We start from the raw sequence: 16,493 nt of genomic DNA, 5'->3' as shown, positions 1-16,493 counted from the left end.
TTGTCGACTCGGGCAACTTGAGAGGACGTGTTATGGAACGCCGCCGCAATGTTGCGCAGCCGCCACAATCGCCGATTGCGGATCTGGAGCAGATGCCTGCTCTGATTCTCCTCGACAGGCTTCCGGTGCCGGTCATGGCCGTTCACCGCGACGGCAGCATCGTTTTTGCCAACCCGTCCTTCGCTGACATGCTGGGATATCCCAAGAAGGCCGTCTCGGCGTTGCGTTTGCAGGACATTCTCTACGACAAGGATGCCGACGACGTCAGTGCCGAGCAGGCTCATCGTGAACTGAGTTCCGAGCCGGGCTCGGTCAAGGAGTTCGTGCACTCGGACAGCACATTGGTGCGCGCGACGGTCAGTCAGTCTCTGCTCCGCCGGGACGACGACACGATCACCCTCGCCGTCCTTCACGATCTGACGGAACGCCTGTGGAACAACCCACGGCACATCGACGACAAGCCCACCAAGTAGTCCCAGCTACTTCCGGGATTTGACGGTTCGGTCCAGGCCCAGGGTGGCGGCAAGGGTGTTGACCACCCATTCTTCGTACTTTTGGCCGGTCCAACCCGCTCCGACCACGAGGTCTGTGTACGTCTCGGGACTGAGCAGCGTGAGTGCGACGTTCACGGCTGTTTCGAGGTCGACGGTTGGCGCTTTTTCGACGATGCCGACCATCAGATGTTCCTGCACCGTGCGTCGCTGAGTGCGGTTGATTTGCCAAAGGCGGGCGGCGTCCTCGTCCGCGGAAGCAGCGGCCCGCAGGGCCAACAGGATGTCCGCGGTGCGCTCCAGAATGAGCCGTCCGTGGTGAACCTGAATCCGGAGTTGCCCGAGTGGATGTGGGGCGCCCAGTGCAGCCGCCACCCACGGACGGTCGAGAGTTGCCGTCTTTTCCTCGTCGCCCGCAACGGCCACGTCGAGCAGTGCTGACAGCACGCTCGGCTTGTTGCCGAACACAAAATAGACACTCTGCACCGACACGCCCGCCGCCGCGGCAAGCTGCTTGATGGTGGCGGCGGCGTAGCCGGGATCGACAAAAACTTCGCGCGCTGCCTCGATGATCTTGCGCCGCGCCGACGTGTCTTCCCGAAGAACCTCAGTCATGATTAGAGTCTAACTCTAGAGTTGAACTCTAGCGACTCGGGAGGCGAAATTATGACGAAGGTTCTTGTACTCGGCGGCTACGGTGCCGTCGGGATTCCCCTGATGAAACAACTCGCGAAGGTCCCCGAAATCTCCGCGTACTCCGCCGGGCGCGATCGTGCCCGCGCGGACGTCGTCGTTGATCTTAAAGAACCAGGCGCGTACGCGGCTGTGGTTCGAGACTTCGATGTCGTGGTGAATGCGTCGGGTTTCGAGGACGTTCGCCTGGCAGAAGAAGCGGTACGCGGTGGGGCGGCATTCGTCGACATCACGGCAACCTCGAGCTACTGCGAAGAACTGGAAGCGGTCGACGGCCCAGTTCTGATGGGCGTCGGATTGGCACCGGGATTGACCAGTGTCCTTGCCGCCGAAGCACATCGACTCGGCGACGGACCCGTGGACATCGTGATCGGCCTCGGCGGCGGAGAACTACACGGACCGGCCGCGACGGCGTGGACGTACGGGATGTTGGGAACGAGGTTTCCCGATCCCGACGGGCGATCGATCCGGAACTACACCGGGATGAAGACCTTTCGGATGCCGGCGGACGCGACCGGGTACCGATCCGGTCCTGCTGTGCGGGCAGACTTTTCGGACCAACATGCGTTGACGCGCGACCTTGGTGTTCCGGTCAGAACGTACCTGCGATTGGACACGTCCACAGCGACGCTCGGGCTTGCGGCCATGACGTGGGCGCCCGCCCTCCAGAAGGTTGTGCCGAAGAAGCTGTGGGGTTCGGATCGTTGGGTTGCGATGGCCCGAACGGATACCGTTCCGGCGCTGTGGGTTTCGGGGCGTAGCCAGTCGGCCGCGACGGCAACCATCGCCGCGCGTGCCGTGCAGGTGATTCGAGACCGTGCAATCTCGAAGCCGACGTGGTTTCACGCGGTGGAGACCGCAGAGTCGTTACAACTGGCAGTTCCCGAACTGTCAGTGCGGCAATGGGATGGTGCGAGACGGATGTCCGGCAAGACTGTCGACTAGTCGGGGCGAGCCGAGAAACGGTAATCCGGCGGCCGCATTGGTGAGACAACCGGGTACGACGACGCGGACGACATGCAGGCCAGTACTGAGAACATCAGTAGTGGTGAGGTCGACCCATGCCGGCCTGAAACCCGAGCCTGTCAGTGCGCTTTCGGTGTCGATGGGTGACGTCAGAGAGTCGAGGTCCGCCTCGCCGACGACGGTATCTGCCAGCTCACTCTCGAATCGTGCTTGGATCTTCGGGTCCAGGTGGAGCTGCAAGTGGCATCCGTAGTCCATGACGTCGGCAAAGTCCGATCGGTAGGCGCCTGCATAGCTTCGGTCGGCTCGCCAAGGCGCAAGCGGGCTGGTCGGGGAGGCCGCGGCTCGACCGATGCCGCTCTCCGGGTTGTCGTAGTCGGCGGAAAGAAGTTGCAGCTGAAGCGCTTCCCCGAGCGACTTGAACGCAGCCGTCTGCGCTTCTTCGTGGCAGGCGGTTCCCATGGTCGAGTATCCGGTGCGGTGGTCGCGGACGAGGGCGCCGAGTACCGGGATCCCGAAATCACTCTCGAATGCCAGCCATCTCGTCGACAGGGTTTCGTGATTGCCCAGTCGAAGGAGCTGCTCTGGCATCCCGGTGACAATCCGAACGCCGCGCCTTCCGGTCCAGGAGAGCGTCATCGCGTCGCGCTCGACTATTTCGCGCACTGCATTCCGTATCGCGAATTCCGTCGTGGGACCGGCGGCGAGACCCGCCTGAGCTACTGGAGAGATCGCCGGACCCGTCCGGGCGACGAAATGAGGATACGAACCCCAGACGAGTTCGGCCGGTACCCAGATATCCGAACCCGTGATCAGGTCGACTCCGAGAGTCCAGTCCAACTCGAGATCGTCGGTTGGTTCGACGAACGGGAACTGTGGCTGCGCGTACTGGGCGGCGTCGAAACGCGCGAGTTGTGACAGGTCGATGCTTGCTCCGATCAACGCATCAGCCGACCCGCGGACGATCGGTTTGGCGACGATGTTGCCGCAATACCGTTCCACCGCTTCGCCTACCGCAGCTGCGGTAGGCCGCGCACGGTCACCCAGATCGAAGCAATATCCGGCGCCCGCCGAGTCGCTGGACCAGGGCGAAAAGCGTGCCGAATCGCAGACATACGAATGAATGAGCTTGAACTCCGGCGGAAAGTGCTGGGGAACAACGGCGTCGACCAACTCCCGAATGATCCCAGTTCGGCGGTCGACGAGCAAAGACCTCATGCGAGAGGGACCGGCAGATGGAGATGGGTGGTCGATGCGCTGGTCACTCTGCTACCTCCAAGAAGGGGAAAAGCTGCCGGCGCATTGTTGTAGAGGCCGGGAGACAGGACGCGGACGACGTGCAACCCGGCAATCGAGATGTCGCGGGTGGTGAGATCGACGGAAATCGGTTGGTGCCCTCGAGACGTCAGAAGGGCTACCAGAGAAGCAAGATTTACAGGATCTTCGTCGGGAATCTCTGATACCGAGCGTGTTTCGGTGTAATCGAAGAGGTGCTCTTCCGCAAGGTGCGCCATCACGGGATCGAGATAAAGTTGGGCGACGGTCGGCAGATCGACGACGTCTTTCCATTGCGGATCGAACTCGTCCCGGTAACGACGGTCGGCCCGAAAGGGTTTGTACAGGTGCGCCGGCAGCGTTCCGTCCACCACGCTGCGCCAGGTCGGCCCGTCGGGGTCGGCGAGGTCGATCGTGATGGCAAGTACGGCGTACGCCTCGACAAGGGCCTTCGAGACTGCCGCCTCCACCGTTGGTCGACAAGCTGTGCCCAGCGCGACCAATCCACGTCGGTCATCCCGGATCCACACTGCGGCGACGGGAATGCCGAAGGGGGAGGGAAGCAGAAGCACTCGAACGCTCCGAGTGTCGCTCTCCAGATCCCCGAGTTGGCGGTGCACAGGTAACCGCTCCCAGTCGGCGAGTTCGATTGCCGGCTGTGACCGGTCCCCGCACCACCACAGCGCGGTGGCATCGCGTTCGAGAAGTTCCAGCAGAGCTGACATCTCGGCCTCGGCGCGTGAGCGTCCCGCGGCGATTCCGGCGTACTGCAACGACGCGATCGGTGGTTCGCCGCGACGGGTGCCGGTGTAGTACCCGAGATAGGTCAAGGCGGCCGGCACATAGGTGGGCACTTTTTCGTCCATGGTGTGACCCAGCGCCCAGCGGATTTCCAGAGCCGATGTGAAGGGAACAAAGGGGAATCCGGGAAGGCGGTACTGATCCTCGCTGTACAACGCAAATTTCGCCGGATCGACGACCCGTGAGCCTGCCAGTTCCAGCGCTGACGCACTGCTGCGGATCAGATCTTCGGGGACCACGTTGCCGCAATATCTTTCGACAGCCTCACCGGTTGCCGCCCCGCGAGCTGCTGCGTCGTTGCGTATCGAAGCCCCGAATCCGTAAGGGTCCGCGCGAAACAGTGAACCGCTGCCGCCGAAGTTTCTGGTGTCGGCCACCCTCGCGGCCCAACCGACCCAGCCCGTCGGCATGTCCGAGCGAATGTGTGGTTCCAGAGAGGTCAGCACGCCGTTTCGGGCGTCGACCAGCAAGTCATCCACCGGCAGTTCCTCCGAGTATCGGCAGGGTCAACGACCCGGAAAATGATTGGTGCAGTGCGGTACTGCGTGTTCCTCGATAGCGATCACCGTCTCCGAGATTGCGTGCGAGCCGTGGGAAGTCCGAGCCCGCGATCCGCAGCGTCAAGACATCACCCGCGCGCACAGTGTGCAACACGTGATCGAGATCTATGGTCAACGTGCCGGAGCAAAGGCTGACGCCGGCCCCACGAGCGATCGACCTGGTGACTCCGGCGCTATCGACGATGCTCAGCTCGACGATCCAGTCAGCTTCGCCCTCGGGCGAATGCACTTTCAGCTCCACCGAGGGTGTTCCGGAGAGTACGGAGTCGTGCTTGATATCGAAAGTCCAGACAACACAGTTGTTTCGGTCCCCTGAGGCTTCATACAGGAAGCTGTGGGCTGCGTCCTTCCGATCTGGTTCGAGACGAATCCGGTTCGCACCCGTGACATACGGTTCGGTCGACCATGCGCCGGCACCCCGGTCGAACACCCGATTGATGGTCACGGGCCGCGCCGAGAATATCGATTCCATCCACTCGACCTGAAGGCGGCCGAAACTTGTCTCGCCGACCCTTCCCGGGCGGAGGTCGTGCGCCCAGGGACCCACGATCAAACTTTGCGGCCCCCGCCACACGGATGCGAAGTGCCGCAGTGTCTCCCGAATCATCGCATCGTCCCAACCGCCGATGTGCAGCCCGGCGACGTCGAGTTCGGAGAGTTCGTCCGCGGACACCAGATCATCGCCACCGAAGTCTTCGCGCTCACGAGCGCGACGGATCGGCGTCAACCAGCCCGGTGAATCGGAGGTCAGGCCAACCTCCTCGATCATCGACTGCACCGGGAGATGTTCCAGCAAAGACGAATCCGAGCGCATCAGGGCAGGGATGAAACCCTCACGAGAGGAAGACGAATCTCCGTGCTCGCCCCACCACGCCAGATGCTCGGCGAGGAGAAGTATCCCCGAGGGATCACGTTTGACGCGGTCGCTTCCGATGGTCGGCACTTTGGAGACGACGCCGCGAGCACGAAATGCCCGATCGGCGCTGTTGGTCTCGGCAGCAAACGCCCACGCAGTTCCTGCCGCATACGAAGCCCCGCTTGCGATGACGCACTCCGGTGTCCACGGCTGATCCTGCAGCCACTCGGCAAGGGCGGCACCGTCCTCGCGCTCGTGGACGTAGGGTTCCCAAGATCCAGTGGAATCGTGCCGTCCACGTACGTCCTGACAGATGAATGCAATTCCTCGCGATCGCCATTCGAGCCCCTCGGCCAGATGCCACCCGCGTCCGTACGGGGTGCGGATCACGATCAGTCCCCGAGGTGAAGAATCTAGGAGAAGCACATCCGTAGCCAGCGAAGAGCCGTCTGCCGCCGGGATCTTCACTCCGAGTGAGATCACCGGAGCGTCGGCGAAGGCTCGAGAACGCCGCCCGGCAGAGGTAGCACGGGATGGCGAGTCATCATGAGGGTTCGTGGATTCATCCGGATCTGGTGGTGAAGGTGTGATGGCGGTGCGCCGTAAGAACTAGCCACGACGTCCGAACATGCAAGTGCACTGACCATTGCGGCTGCGGTGGGTGAAAGTCCAAGCGGACGACGTTCGCTGTCGGCGAGGTGGTTCCACAGAGCCAGCAGGTGATCAGGTACACGTGACGCGGCTAGCCGCCGACCGCAGACGTCCCGGTAGCTCGCGCTGTCGATGCCGTCGAAGAAGGGACCGATGCAGATCTCACCCAGCTCCGCGTGGACGCGTTGCCACGGAGTTCGGCTGTGGCGGCACCAGGTATCGAGTTCCGACCACGCGTCGTGAGGAGGAGCGTCGGCAACCGACAGTACGAGGTCCGAAGACGCAACGTCGTCTTCGATTGGCGCAGTGGTGGATACGACGTCGAGGTCCGGAAGAGCCTTGGAGAGCAGAGCGATGCAGGCATCGGCAACGGGTCCGACCCCGTCCATCAGCACACGCTGTGGTCCCGGAATCTCTGGCACTTGACCTGGAACAGCCAGCACGCCGCGAGAGACGAGAGCGTCGGCGATCTCGATCGCTCCCGCGCCGAGCACCGAACCAGACCGCCGGAGAAAGTTGTCGAGTTCTGCGAGAGCTTCGGCCGGCGCACCGATCGTGACTGCGTTCTCGTCCGGTGTCAGGTAATGCCAAACACCGTCCGGTGTCGGATACAGGTGGTGTCCGTCGGCGAGGGCGTACACGGATCTCCTTGTCGGTGCCCGCACCCGACGAGTCGGATGCGGGCGGGGTCATCGGCAGATCAGACCGTCGAAACGGTCTGGATCAGGGAAGGTTTCAGCTCTGGAAGCTGAACGGGTTGTCGACGAGAGCGTTGGTGCCCACACCCTGCAGAGCGTGTGCGGACGTCGCCTCGGCAACCGGCTCGAAGGTGAACGGGTTGTCGACGAGGGCGTTGGTGCCGACGCCCTGGAGTGCATTGGCCGGAGCCGAGTTGGAGACGCTGTCGAACGAAATGTTGCTCATTGTCATCCCTTCCGTAATGGAAACCATTTCCATTACGATGCCACCGTACGAAAGATCGCCACGGAGAGCAACAGGTACAAGAGAGTGCATACATGAGCGAGACCTCGACGACGGGATCCGCCGAAGCGCAACCACATGTGTTTCGGGACAGATCGTTTCGATTGTTCTTCACGGCTCGCACGATTGCCGTGGCCGGTGCGGCCGTCACCGGAGTGGCAATGCCGATTCTGGTGTTCGACATCAGCCGGTCTCCGTTTCTCACCTCGCTCGCGGCTGCGGGGACGGTTCTGCCGTACCTCGTATTCGGCTTGTTCGCCGGCGCCGTGGCAGACCGAGTCAACCGGCGGACGGTCATCCTGTGTGCGCAGGCCGTCGCTGCTCTTGCCTTGGCGAGTATTCCGGCGGCTCAGGCGCTCGGTGTGTTGACGGCATGGCACGCGGTCGGCGTATCGATGTGCATCGGAACGTGTTTCGTGTGGTTCGATGCCGCAGCTTTCGGAGCCTTGCCTGCCCTGGTCGGTCGGCAGAGAATACCGGCCGCCAACAGTGCGCTGTGGACTTCCAGCACGCTCGTCGATGTTGCCTTTCCGGCTATTGCCGGAGTGCTCGTGGCGTCGATCGGACCGGCCTACGCATTGGGTGCTGATGCACTGGCCTACGTATTGGCCGGGCTGGCCATGGCGTCGATCGGAGCCTCGTTCTCGAGTACTCCTGCGGCGCCGATGAAGTCGGAACCCGGAATTGCGCGTGACATACGCGAAGGCCTCAGCTTCCTCTGGCAGTCTCCGCTCCTGCGAGCCTTGACCGGCGTCGGCTTCGTCAATTCGCTGACGCAGGGTGCTGTCACGGCGCTCCTGGTGGTGTACGCGACCGAGAGGCTGGGGATTTCGACGTCGAGTCCGATGATCGGGGCCGTGTGGACAGCAGTCTCCGTGGGTGGCGTGGTCGGCGCAGTCTTGCTCCCACGCCTACCGGCGCAATGGCCGGTCGGCGCGATCACTGTCGGTGCGTTGACCATCGCCCCGGTGGTGCTGTTCGTCGTTGCGACAACCAGCAATACCGCCGCAGCGATCACCGCTCTGACCGTCTACTCCGGCTGTGCGACTGTCACCATCCTCAACGGCATCGGTGCACGTCAGCGTCTGACTCCGGATCGTCTACAGGGGCGCGTGAACACCACGGCGAGGATGGTCGCCTGGGGTGGTTCGCCGGTGGGTGCCTTGATTGCCGGGGCAATTGCAGGACGTTGGGATATCGGCACCGCCTACCTCGTTGCGTGCAGCTTTGCGCTGGTCGGGGCACTCTTCGCGTGGGTGAGCGCCCTGCGGACCGATCCTTGTCCGCACAGATGAGCATGTCACTATTAATGAAAACGACTGTCGTTATGGTTAGATCCACCTGTTCATGCCTGTGAACCCCACCTCTTCAGGAGTGCGATGACGCTGACCAGCGAAGCAGTACCTGATGCCCCGTCGCGTGCGCATCCCGTCGGCGACCGCGGATACGTCCCGTTTCTGTTGGCCACGGCCGTGGTCCTTGCCACCGTCTCTACCGTCGCGGTGTGGTCGGGCGCTGCGTCGCTGTCCTTCGCCGACGTATTCGCGGTGTTGTACGCGCACGTCGGTGGACCGCCGGTCGACCCGCTGCTCGATCGGATCGTGTGGGGACTGCGGGTCCCGCGCATTCTGATCGCGGCACTGGCAGGTGCCGGATTATCACTGGCCGGCGCGGTACTGCAAGCGTTGGTGCGCAATCCGATTGCCGATCCGTACATCTTGGGTGTCGGTTCGGGAGCGTCCTTCGGCGCAGTGCTGATCATGACGACGGGCATCGGAACCGGTCTGTCGATCGGTGTTCCGGTGGCAGCCTTCCTGGGGGCCATGGTTTCCCTGATCGCGGTTCTCGTACTGGGTCGGCGCGAGGGAATGCTTGTCCCGCTGCGCATGGTCTTGGCCGGAGTTGCCATCGGCTATCTGCTTTCGGCTGCAACAAGTTTTGTGCAGTTGCGCGCCGATCCGAGTCAGCTTTCGGGAGTGCTCTTCTGGTTACTCGGTTCGGTGAGCGGGGCAGGTTGGTCGGATCTCGGTGTGCCCGCCGCGGTGATCACCGTCTGTGCGGCAGTGCTGTTGACGCAGTCTCGCCAACTCAACGCGCTGGCTATGGGAGACGAGAGCGCGCAATCGGTGGGCGTCGACGTGCGCCGTACCAGGTTGCTACTACTGGTGATCGCGTCGTTGCTGACCGCGGTTGTTGTATCCGTTGCCGGCGGAATCGGTTTCGTGGGGCTTCTCGTGCCGCACGCCGTACGACTCCTCGTCGGATCCGACCACCGCAAGCTGCTGCCGGCAACCGCGCTGGTCGGTGCAACCTTCCTGGTGATCGTCGATCTTGCGGCTCGGATGTTGGATGCGCCCAACGAATTGCCGCTCGGAATCATCACCGCCGGATTGGGTGCTCCGTTCTTCCTCTGGTTACTTCGACGCGACGGAGGTGCGCAGTCATGAGATTGTCGGCCAGCGGGATTCACGTCGTTCGAGGTGGGCGTCTGGTGGTTTCCGGCGTAGATCTCGAAGCGCCCGAGGGGAGCGTGGTCGGACTCGTCGGGCCGAACGGCAGTGGAAAGTCCTCCCTCCTGCGCGCGTTGTACCGCTCGATGAAGCCGAGAAGCGGAATCGTGAAGGTCGACGAAGTGAACGTGTGGGACGATCTCTCGCCACGATCCGCAGCACGCATCATCGGTGTTGTGGGGCAGGAGCATTCATCCGACTTCTCGTTCAGCGTCCGCGAGGTGGTGGCGACGGGCCGGACGCCGCATCACAGCGCATTCTCTCGACTCGGTGAAATCGACCGGGACATCGTCAGTGCCGCCCTGGCGCGAACCGGTATGCACGGCTTCGGATCACGACTCTTCGCCGAACTGTCCGGCGGAGAAAAGCAGCGTGTGATGTTGGCCCGGGCGATCGCTCAACAACCTTCGGTGCTGGTCTTGGACGAGCCCACCAACCACCTCGACATCCGAGCTCAACTCGAATTGATGGAATTGGTCGCCGAACTCGGTACTACGACGATTGTCGCGATCCATGAACTCGCTTTGGCCGCAGCGTATTGCGACTACGTCTGTCTGCTCTCCGGCGGGGTAGTTGTCGCGACAGGACCAACGGCTGAGGTCCTCACCGAGGACCTGCTGTCCGAAGTATTCGGGGTTCAGGTGCATCTCGGCACTCACCCCTTGACCGGGCGTCCCTTGCTCTCGTTCGCCCCTCCGCTCCTACACACGAAAGAAGCAGTGTCTTGAAATCCTCGATACGTACTGCCGCGCTGTTGTGCTCGGCCGTTACTGCCACTGCGGTACTGACCGCATGCGGAAACTCCACGGCGGATTCGGCGGCGTCGTCGTCCGAGAAGATTTCCGTCACCAATTGTGACCGCGAGGTCACGTTGCCCAAGACAGCGGAGCGGATTGTCTCGCTGTATCCGTCGATGACGGAGCTTCTGATTCAACTCGGTGCCGCCGACCGCATTGTCGGACAATCGAATACCGATCTCTCTCCTCCCAGCCCCGAACTCGCGGATCAGTTCGCGGCCGTGCCGGTACTGAGCACCGGAGTTCCCGCGAAAGAAGCATTGCTCGACGCCCGTCCGGATCTGATCGTCTCCGACGGGGAATACTGGTTCGACGGTGACCGACTGCAGAGCATGGACGAATTGCGTGACCTCGGCATCCCGATCTTCGTGAACAGCGGCTATTGCCACAAGGCGGTCACCGAGGGGCGGATCGACGACGTCTGGTCCGACATCGACGGTCTCGGTGCCCTGACCGGAACAAGTGACGAAGCAGCAACACTTCTGGCAGATGGCAAGAAGTCGCTCGCAGCAACCGAGGCATCCGTGGCCGGGAAGGAGCCGGTTGCCACTGTGATGGTTCAGGTTTCGGAGGGGCAGTCCTACGCTCTGGCGAGGGGCCTCTACAGCAGCGTGCTCGAGGCGGCCGGGGGAAAGAACCTCTACGAGAGCGACCTTCCGGATGGGAAGTACTTCGGCCAGGTAGCCACCGAATCGATACTCGCGAAGTCGCCGCAGGCAATTCTTGTCGTTTACTCCACCGAGTCGGCTCGGGAATCCACACTCGAGGCTGCCCGCACGGCATTTGCCGGGACGCCTGCCGCGACGTCGAATGCGATCTTTGCCGTTCCGGAGGCGTGGTTCGCCGGTGAATTGGTGTCGATCGACGGAGCTGCCGAGGTATCTCGCCTGCTGCACCCGGGTTCGTGAGGTCTTGACCGCCCTCGAGCGGGTCGAGGCCGTCGTATCGCTGCATGCTGCGCTTGACCGGACGGTGGCTCCGTCGGAGCTACCGTTCGACGAGGGCGCACTGCCCCCGGTGACGTGTGAATCCGTGGACCTGCCGGCCCCGACGTCACTGCCGGCCCGCGGGTTCGCGGACGTCTTGCAGGCACGAGGGAGCCGCTACGACCCCGCACAGACGGCACTCCGAGCAGGCGAGCTGTCAAACGTGTTGCACCACAGCCTTGTCAGCAGCCCGACCGCGGGCGGGATGCGCGAACTGACGGTGTTGATGGGTCTCACCCGGCCCTGTGATCCGCTCGGAGTCGGGGTGTACCGGTACGCCCAGGGCCGCGCCGAGGCTGTCCGGCCAGGCGACGTGCGAGAGCACCTTCGAGCGAGCCTTCTCCAACCCGAGTTCGTCGACGTGTTCCCGGTTCTTCTGTTTGTGGTCGCCGACGTCGAAGCTCCGCTCGAGAAGTACGCGATGCGGCACTACCGCACGATGCACGTGGATGCCGGTGTGCTGGTTCAGAATCTGTACCTTGTGACCGAGGCGATGGGACTTGTGGGCTGCGCCATCGCAGGATTCACGGATGCGCGAGTGGCATCTCTGTTGAATCTCGCGACGACGCAGCTTCCCGTCATGGCTTTTGCACTCGGGCGGCCCAGCTAGTTCAGGCGAGGATGCGCGCCTTCTGGGTCTCGAACTCGGCCTCCGTCAATACGCCGGCATTCTTGAGTTCGCCCAGCTTGGTGAGCTGTTCGAGCTTCGCGTCCATCGACATTTCCGATTCTACCGGAGCTGCCTGCGGCGGGAGGGGCGGTAGATCTGGAATCGGCGGCACCGGCTGGACCTGCGCTGCGCGGGCCTGATCTTCGGCAGCCCAACGGGTCCGCTGACGCCGCTGAACATTGCCGTGAATGGAGCTTGCGACGGCTACCCGGCCGGCTCGCCTCAAGAAACTCATGCGTCCTTCTCCGTGGTATCCGGTGCGGTGTTGTCCAGTGCAGCAGCCAGTTCGTCCACGCTCAGGTGACCTTCGGTGACCACCTTTGCGCCGCTGCGGGTCCAGGCCTCGATGACCGGCAGTATTGCCAGTTCCTCGTAGACGAGTACGGCGGCAACACTTCCGGCAGCCAACTCTTCACCAACGGCAGCGATGTCGCCGGCGTCGAGCAGTCCGGAGGCAGCGCCGTCGAACTGCGCCAGATCGAAATCTACGAGTTCGAAGGTGGACGCGGGTACGACGGATACCGATCCGTCGGCGGCTTTGGTGACGAACTCGAGGTCGAGGATGCGGATCACTCCGGAGTCGACGAGAGCGAGCAGCTGCTCGAATCCCGCGGAGGTCGGTGCACCGCCGGGAAACTCGACAGCAACGTACTCGATCGGACCGAATTGGTCTTGGTTGGACATCGGTTACTTCTTGCCCTTCGTGGGTTGCGGTTCTTCCAGAGCAGGTACTTCGTTGGGCATGCGCCCGGCCGGAATGATGGCGAGCAGAGAGAGCCCGGCGAGTACGAGCAGCGAGGTTCGCAGTGCGCGCAGGCGCGCTTCGGTGTTGATCCGGATGGCTTCGTCGATCTGTGCCTGTGTCGCGGAGGTGTTTTCGAGCGTCACGACGAGTTGATCGTTGGGGACGAAGTTGACCTGGTCGAGATTGATCCCTGACTCGACCTTGAGCGATGCCGGGATGGTGGGGTTGTCGATCAGCTGCGAGCTGACGAGGGTACCCAGGATTCCGACGGCGAACACGCTGGCCACCGCGATGCCGACACTGCCGGACATGTTGTGTACCAGTCCTCGCCAGGCGCCGACGTCACCGGCCAGTTCCTTGGGAGCTGCGGTGAGGAGGGTGTTGAACACCAGCGCAACGATGGCGCCCTGCCCGAGGCCGAGGGTGATCAGGCCGATGACAACAAAGATCTGATGCCAGTCACCACGAATGGTGAAGGCCAACAGGATGAGTCCAGCGGCAACAACGACGAACCCGGCTCGTGCGATCAGACGCGGGGAGTACGTCTTGTACAGGCGCGCGACGACGGTGCTCGCGATGAAGATCGAGAGTGTGTACGGGATGATCGAGAACGACGTCTGCAAGCTGCTGCGGCCCTGGATGATCTGCATGTACAGCGGAATGAGGAAGTTGGCCGCGGTTCCCACGAACATCATCGTCGCCATGCAAATCGTGGTGGCGCGCTCGGCGCCGGTCTTGAGGACGTCGAGATTGAAGAGCTGAGGCTTGTTCTGCGCCTTGCGGCTTCGCGTCCACTGGAAGAATCCCTGCGCGCAGATGGTGCCGAGGACTATCAGGATGGCCGCGGGTGAAACACCGATAACCGAGAACGGCGCAGCGTCGGTGGCCAGAATGACGCCCCACGAGTTCAGGCCGCTGAAACCGAAGCTGAGCAGGATGACGGCAACGGCAGCCAGTGCGGCACCGGCCCAATCGATGGTGATGTCCTTCTGCGGGGGAACAGGTTTGACACGGATACTCAGGACCAGGTTGACCACGGCGAGCGCCACGACGAGGGCGAAGGAGTAACGCCACCCGATCGTCGTCGCGAAGGAACCGGCGATGAGTAGTGCCAGCACACCGGCTGCGGGGATTGCTGCTGCCAGGTAACCGATGGCCTTTGCCTGCTGATCGCCATTGAAGTTGGTGGCGATGAAAACCGTCAACGCGGGGGCGATGAGAGCGATCACGGCGCCGGACGCGGCTTGCGCCACGAACAGCATTGCCGGGCTCTGGCTCAGAGCGACCGCAGCCATCGCGAGACCGTGAATCGCGACGGCAATCTGGAAGACCAAACGCGTCCCGTAGCGGGCGCCGATCTTGGCGCCCAGCAGAATGAAGGCAGCCATGGCAAAGGTGCCTGCGGTGATCGCGGTGCCGACACTTGTTGCAGGAGTGTCGAGATCGGTGGTGATACCGGCCATCGAGACGGTCAGCGCATTGACGGCGAACGACGCCTGAATCTGCGTGAGGACCACCACGATCAGTGGTAGCCAGGAGGCGGTGGTTACGGCGGCCGACGTATCGGCTGCGCCAGGCTTTACGGACATCATGGGTCACGCCTTCCTCGACACTGCGTGTACTCGCGGCGTGCCCGGATCAGCCACGCACGGTTACATTAGCCGGAATTGTGCTGAATGGTCGCCTGCAAGTGGTTGGTTTCTTCGCGGTAGACCACCATCTCCCGTTGCAAGGCGCGCCGGAAGCGTGGTTGCTCGGCCAGGAGTACGGCCAGGACGGTCAGCAACAGCCACGTCGCGGCCGCGCTCGCGAGGAGCAACAGGACCGGAATCCACGGACCGCCCATCTGCTCGAGCAGCGTCGTCTTCGCCCAGACTCGCCAGTAGAGCATCAGATTGACGATCAGTCCGACACCGTACGAGATGACGAAAGACAGCAGGAACTGCTTCCATGTGCCGTCGTGGCGCCTCGCCGTCATCGGTTCGGCCCGTAGCGGCAAGGCCACGGACATCACGTTGGCGACGCCGAGCCACAGCAGGATCATGGTCAGTACCTGACCGCACGCCTTCACCAGATCAGCACTGCTTCCGGAGCGCCACGCGAGGATGGCACTGAGCAGGAACCCGGCGCTGCCGACGAGAAGCAGCATCATCGTATTCTTCGCGACGAGGACGTGCCAGAGCCTGGTTCCGCCGGACAAAGCAGCACGGACGCGGCCGGCGTCGAAGCTGAGCGCATTGGTGCACACGACGCTTCCGACCACACCCGAGAGTGCGTACAGCGCAAGGTAAGGCAGTCGATCTTCCTTGGCGTCCCACTGGAAGAGGCGAATGAATGCCAGGTACGCCAAGCCCATTCCGAGGCTCAGCCCCAGTCGAAAAGCGATCGACCGAGGCTTGCCACTCACGACGTGCCGTGCTTCCTCACGGATCCGGGAGCCGAGATCCTGCACGTGCCGGACGACGGGGTTGCCCGAGTTCAGCGGGACGTAACCGCGGATCGCGGCGGCGACGGTATCGGTATCTCCGGCATCGAGCGCGGCGACGCGTGCTTCGAGAACCGCAAGGTGGGCGGCGCGCAATGCTATCCGCGCGGTGGTCACCGCGGCGACGGCGTCGGCCTCGGCCTGCGCGGCGGTGCTGATGCCGGCGTCGGCGGGCAGCGGCGGCTGCAACGTCGTGATCAGTTCGAGTTGGCGAGCCATGTGCGGCGACGGCGACAACCCGCTGTACGACGGTCGGCTCAGCGCTGATCGTTCGTCGTCGAGCGAATCACGCACGGACGCGGCAGCCTTGCGGACGGCTGCCGGGTTGTGCCAGCGCACCGACCGGGCGTCACGCTCGGCGGCGACGGCCCGGGATGCAACCTCGGTCAGATCCTCCACCGCTGTCAATGTCTGCTCCACTCGGTTTAGGTTGGTTTCATGACCACCAACTCGGAAAAGGAAGATCTCCAGCGGTACCTGCAGGCAGCACGTGACGCGCTCGTCTGGAAGCTCGACGGGCTGTCGGAGTATGACATTCGGCGTCCGATGACCCGGACAGGGACCAACTTGTTGGGACTGGTCAAACACATGATCGGCGTCGAGCTCGGGTATTTCGGTCCGACGTTCGGCCGTCGGGTTCCCGATCTACCCGCGTGGTTGCGTTCGGAGGAACTCAACGTCGACATGTGGGCCCGCGCCAATGAGTCCAGTGCCGAAATCGTCGAAACCTATCGCCGCACCTGGGCTTTCGCCGACGCCACGATCGAGCAGCACGATCTGGACGCCCCCGGCTTCGTGAAGCACTGGCCGGAGGATCGTCGCGACGTCACATTGCACCGGATACTCGTTCACGTTGTCACCGAGATCCATCGGCACGCCGGCCACGCGGACATCGTGCGGGAGCTGATCGACGGCGCCGCGGGGATGAAGGCGGGCGACAACAATCTGGCTCCCGGTGATGAGGCGTGGTGGGCCGAGTACAACGACCGTCTGGAGACGGCGGCACGCGAGGCCCACCACGCCTGA

18 protein-coding genes are annotated in these 16,493 nt (G+C 63.1%); 8 read left to right on the top strand and 10 right to left on the bottom strand.

Annotation, left to right across the window (positions count from 1 at the left end; genetic code table 11):
- Positions 1-32 precede the first annotated feature (32 nt).
- Entirely contained in the window at positions 33-473 is a 441-nt protein-coding gene (locus tag ACKAMS_RS07780) for a PAS domain S-box protein (protein ID WP_003943598.1), read from the top strand.
- A gap of 6 nt (positions 474-479) precedes the next feature.
- On the opposite strand, the gene ACKAMS_RS07775 is transcribed toward ACKAMS_RS07780, so the two are convergent.
- Complete coding sequence (locus tag ACKAMS_RS07775; protein ID WP_019746303.1) at positions 480-1,106, bottom strand: TetR/AcrR family transcriptional regulator; 627 nt, start codon at positions 1,104-1,106, stop codon at positions 480-482.
- 51 nt (positions 1,107-1,157) lie between these two features.
- On the opposite strand from ACKAMS_RS07775, the gene ACKAMS_RS07770 reads away from it, so the two are divergent.
- Complete coding sequence (locus ACKAMS_RS07770) at positions 1,158-2,129, top strand: hypothetical protein (protein WP_408988837.1); 972 nt, start codon at positions 1,158-1,160, stop codon at positions 2,127-2,129.
- Here the strand turns inward: ACKAMS_RS07770 and ACKAMS_RS07765 are convergent.
- The 5 genes from ACKAMS_RS07765 to ACKAMS_RS07745 form a co-directional block, all read right to left on the bottom strand.
- Entirely contained in the window at positions 2,076-3,368 is a 1,293-nt protein-coding gene (locus ACKAMS_RS07765) for a YcaO-like family protein (protein ID WP_408988836.1), read from the bottom strand. The genes ACKAMS_RS07770 and ACKAMS_RS07765 overlap by 54 nt on opposite strands.
- On the bottom strand, positions 3,365-4,705 hold the full coding sequence (locus tag ACKAMS_RS07760) for a YcaO-like family protein (RefSeq protein WP_408988835.1): 1,341 nt from the start codon (positions 4,703-4,705) through the stop codon (positions 3,365-3,367). The genes ACKAMS_RS07765 and ACKAMS_RS07760 overlap by 4 nt, the downstream gene beginning before the upstream one ends.
- The gene (locus tag ACKAMS_RS07755) at positions 4,698-6,110 is read right to left on the bottom strand and encodes a CocE/NonD family hydrolase (protein WP_408988861.1); all 1,413 of its coding nucleotides are present in this window, start codon (positions 6,108-6,110) and stop codon (positions 4,698-4,700) included. Before ACKAMS_RS07755 ends, ACKAMS_RS07760 begins: the two co-directional genes overlap by 8 nt.
- 11 nt (positions 6,111-6,121) lie before the next feature.
- Complete coding sequence (locus ACKAMS_RS07750) at positions 6,122-6,934, bottom strand: hypothetical protein (protein ID WP_195791673.1); 813 nt, start codon at positions 6,932-6,934, stop codon at positions 6,122-6,124.
- 94 nt (positions 6,935-7,028) lie between these two features.
- Positions 7,029-7,217, bottom strand: a complete 189-nt coding sequence (locus tag ACKAMS_RS07745) for a streptamidine-related RiPP repeat protein (RefSeq protein ID WP_003943543.1) — start codon at positions 7,215-7,217, stop codon at positions 7,029-7,031.
- 92 nt (positions 7,218-7,309) lie between these two features.
- Between ACKAMS_RS07745 and ACKAMS_RS07740 the strand changes: the two genes are divergently transcribed.
- From ACKAMS_RS07740 to ACKAMS_RS07720, 5 genes are all read left to right on the top strand, one after another.
- On the top strand, positions 7,310-8,569 hold the full coding sequence (locus tag ACKAMS_RS07740; RefSeq protein ID WP_408988834.1) for an MFS transporter: 1,260 nt from the start codon (positions 7,310-7,312) through the stop codon (positions 8,567-8,569).
- 84 nt (positions 8,570-8,653) lie between these two features.
- Positions 8,654-9,721: an iron ABC transporter permease gene (locus ACKAMS_RS07735; protein ID WP_019746312.1), complete on the top strand. Its 1,068-nt coding sequence runs from the start codon at positions 8,654-8,656 to the stop codon at positions 9,719-9,721.
- The gene (locus ACKAMS_RS07730; RefSeq protein ID WP_020968054.1) at positions 9,718-10,512 is read left to right on the top strand and encodes an ABC transporter ATP-binding protein; all 795 of its coding nucleotides are present in this window, start codon (positions 9,718-9,720) and stop codon (positions 10,510-10,512) included. Before ACKAMS_RS07735 ends, ACKAMS_RS07730 begins: the two co-directional genes overlap by 4 nt.
- On the top strand, positions 10,509-11,489 hold the full coding sequence (locus tag ACKAMS_RS07725; protein WP_020968055.1) for an ABC transporter substrate-binding protein: 981 nt from the start codon (positions 10,509-10,511) through the stop codon (positions 11,487-11,489). Before ACKAMS_RS07730 ends, ACKAMS_RS07725 begins: the two co-directional genes overlap by 4 nt.
- Before the next feature lie 4 nt (positions 11,490-11,493).
- Positions 11,494-12,177, top strand: coding sequence for a SagB family peptide dehydrogenase (locus ACKAMS_RS07720; RefSeq protein ID WP_408988833.1), 684 nt, complete (start codon positions 11,494-11,496; stop codon positions 12,175-12,177).
- Position 12,178: 1 nt separating this feature from the next.
- Here the strand turns inward: ACKAMS_RS07720 and ACKAMS_RS07715 are convergent, their stop codons facing one another.
- The 4 genes from ACKAMS_RS07715 to ACKAMS_RS07700 form a co-directional block, all read right to left on the bottom strand.
- Entirely contained in the window at positions 12,179-12,472 is a 294-nt protein-coding gene (locus ACKAMS_RS07715) for an SHOCT domain-containing protein (RefSeq protein WP_408988832.1), read from the bottom strand.
- Complete coding sequence (locus tag ACKAMS_RS07710; protein WP_279164350.1) at positions 12,469-12,921, bottom strand: DUF6325 family protein; 453 nt, start codon at positions 12,919-12,921, stop codon at positions 12,469-12,471. Before ACKAMS_RS07710 ends, ACKAMS_RS07715 begins: the two co-directional genes overlap by 4 nt.
- A 3-nt stretch (positions 12,922-12,924) precedes the next feature.
- Positions 12,925-14,574 carry an MFS transporter gene (locus tag ACKAMS_RS07705; protein ID WP_408988831.1) on the bottom strand — a complete coding sequence of 550 codons (1,650 nt, stop codon included), beginning with the start codon at positions 14,572-14,574 and terminating at the stop codon, positions 12,925-12,927.
- Between the two features lie 65 nt (positions 14,575-14,639).
- Positions 14,640-15,887, bottom strand: a complete 1,248-nt coding sequence (locus ACKAMS_RS07700; RefSeq protein WP_408988830.1) for a hypothetical protein — start codon at positions 15,885-15,887, stop codon at positions 14,640-14,642.
- A gap of 18 nt (positions 15,888-15,905) precedes the next feature.
- On the opposite strand from ACKAMS_RS07700, the gene ACKAMS_RS07695 reads away from it, so the two are divergent.
- Positions 15,906-16,493: a DinB family protein gene (locus tag ACKAMS_RS07695; protein ID WP_047889355.1), complete on the top strand. Its 588-nt coding sequence runs from the start codon at positions 15,906-15,908 to the stop codon at positions 16,491-16,493.

Origin of the sequence: Rhodococcus sp. 5A-K4 (assembly GCF_046097995.1) — a bacterium.
Classification (GTDB): domain Bacteria; phylum Actinomycetota; class Actinomycetes; order Mycobacteriales; family Mycobacteriaceae; genus Rhodococcus_F; species Rhodococcus_F erythropolis.
This window is presented reverse-complemented; position numbering and strand designations above follow the sequence as displayed.

What these genes read in the sequence shown, in the direction of transcription:
- ACKAMS_RS07695 (WP_047889355.1), top strand. Translation starts at nt 15,906, where the DNA reads ATGACCACCAACTCGGAAAAGGAAGATCTCCAGCGGTACCTGCAGGCA.
- ACKAMS_RS07780 (WP_003943598.1), top strand. Translation starts at nt 33, where the DNA reads ATGGAACGCCGCCGCAATGTTGCGCAGCCGCCACAATCGCCGATTGCG.
- ACKAMS_RS07745 (WP_003943543.1), bottom strand. Translation starts at nt 7,217, where the DNA reads ATGAGCAACATTTCGTTCGACAGCGTCTCCAACTCGGCTCCGGCCAAT.
- ACKAMS_RS07765 (WP_408988836.1), bottom strand. Translation starts at nt 3,368, where the DNA reads ATGAGGTCTTTGCTCGTCGACCGCCGAACTGGGATCATTCGGGAGTTG.
- ACKAMS_RS07770 (WP_408988837.1), top strand. Translation starts at nt 1,158, where the DNA reads ATGACGAAGGTTCTTGTACTCGGCGGCTACGGTGCCGTCGGGATTCCC.
- ACKAMS_RS07705 (WP_408988831.1), bottom strand. Translation starts at nt 14,574, where the DNA reads ATGATGTCCGTAAAGCCTGGCGCAGCCGATACGTCGGCCGCCGTAACC.
- ACKAMS_RS07740 (WP_408988834.1), top strand. Translation starts at nt 7,310, where the DNA reads ATGAGCGAGACCTCGACGACGGGATCCGCCGAAGCGCAACCACATGTG.
- ACKAMS_RS07730 (WP_020968054.1), top strand. Translation starts at nt 9,718, where the DNA reads ATGAGATTGTCGGCCAGCGGGATTCACGTCGTTCGAGGTGGGCGTCTG.
- ACKAMS_RS07735 (WP_019746312.1), top strand. Translation starts at nt 8,654, where the DNA reads ATGACGCTGACCAGCGAAGCAGTACCTGATGCCCCGTCGCGTGCGCAT.
- ACKAMS_RS07715 (WP_408988832.1), bottom strand. Translation starts at nt 12,472, where the DNA reads ATGAGTTTCTTGAGGCGAGCCGGCCGGGTAGCCGTCGCAAGCTCCATT.
- ACKAMS_RS07775 (WP_019746303.1), bottom strand. Translation starts at nt 1,106, where the DNA reads ATGACTGAGGTTCTTCGGGAAGACACGTCGGCGCGGCGCAAGATCATC.
- ACKAMS_RS07710 (WP_279164350.1), bottom strand. Translation starts at nt 12,921, where the DNA reads ATGTCCAACCAAGACCAATTCGGTCCGATCGAGTACGTTGCTGTCGAG.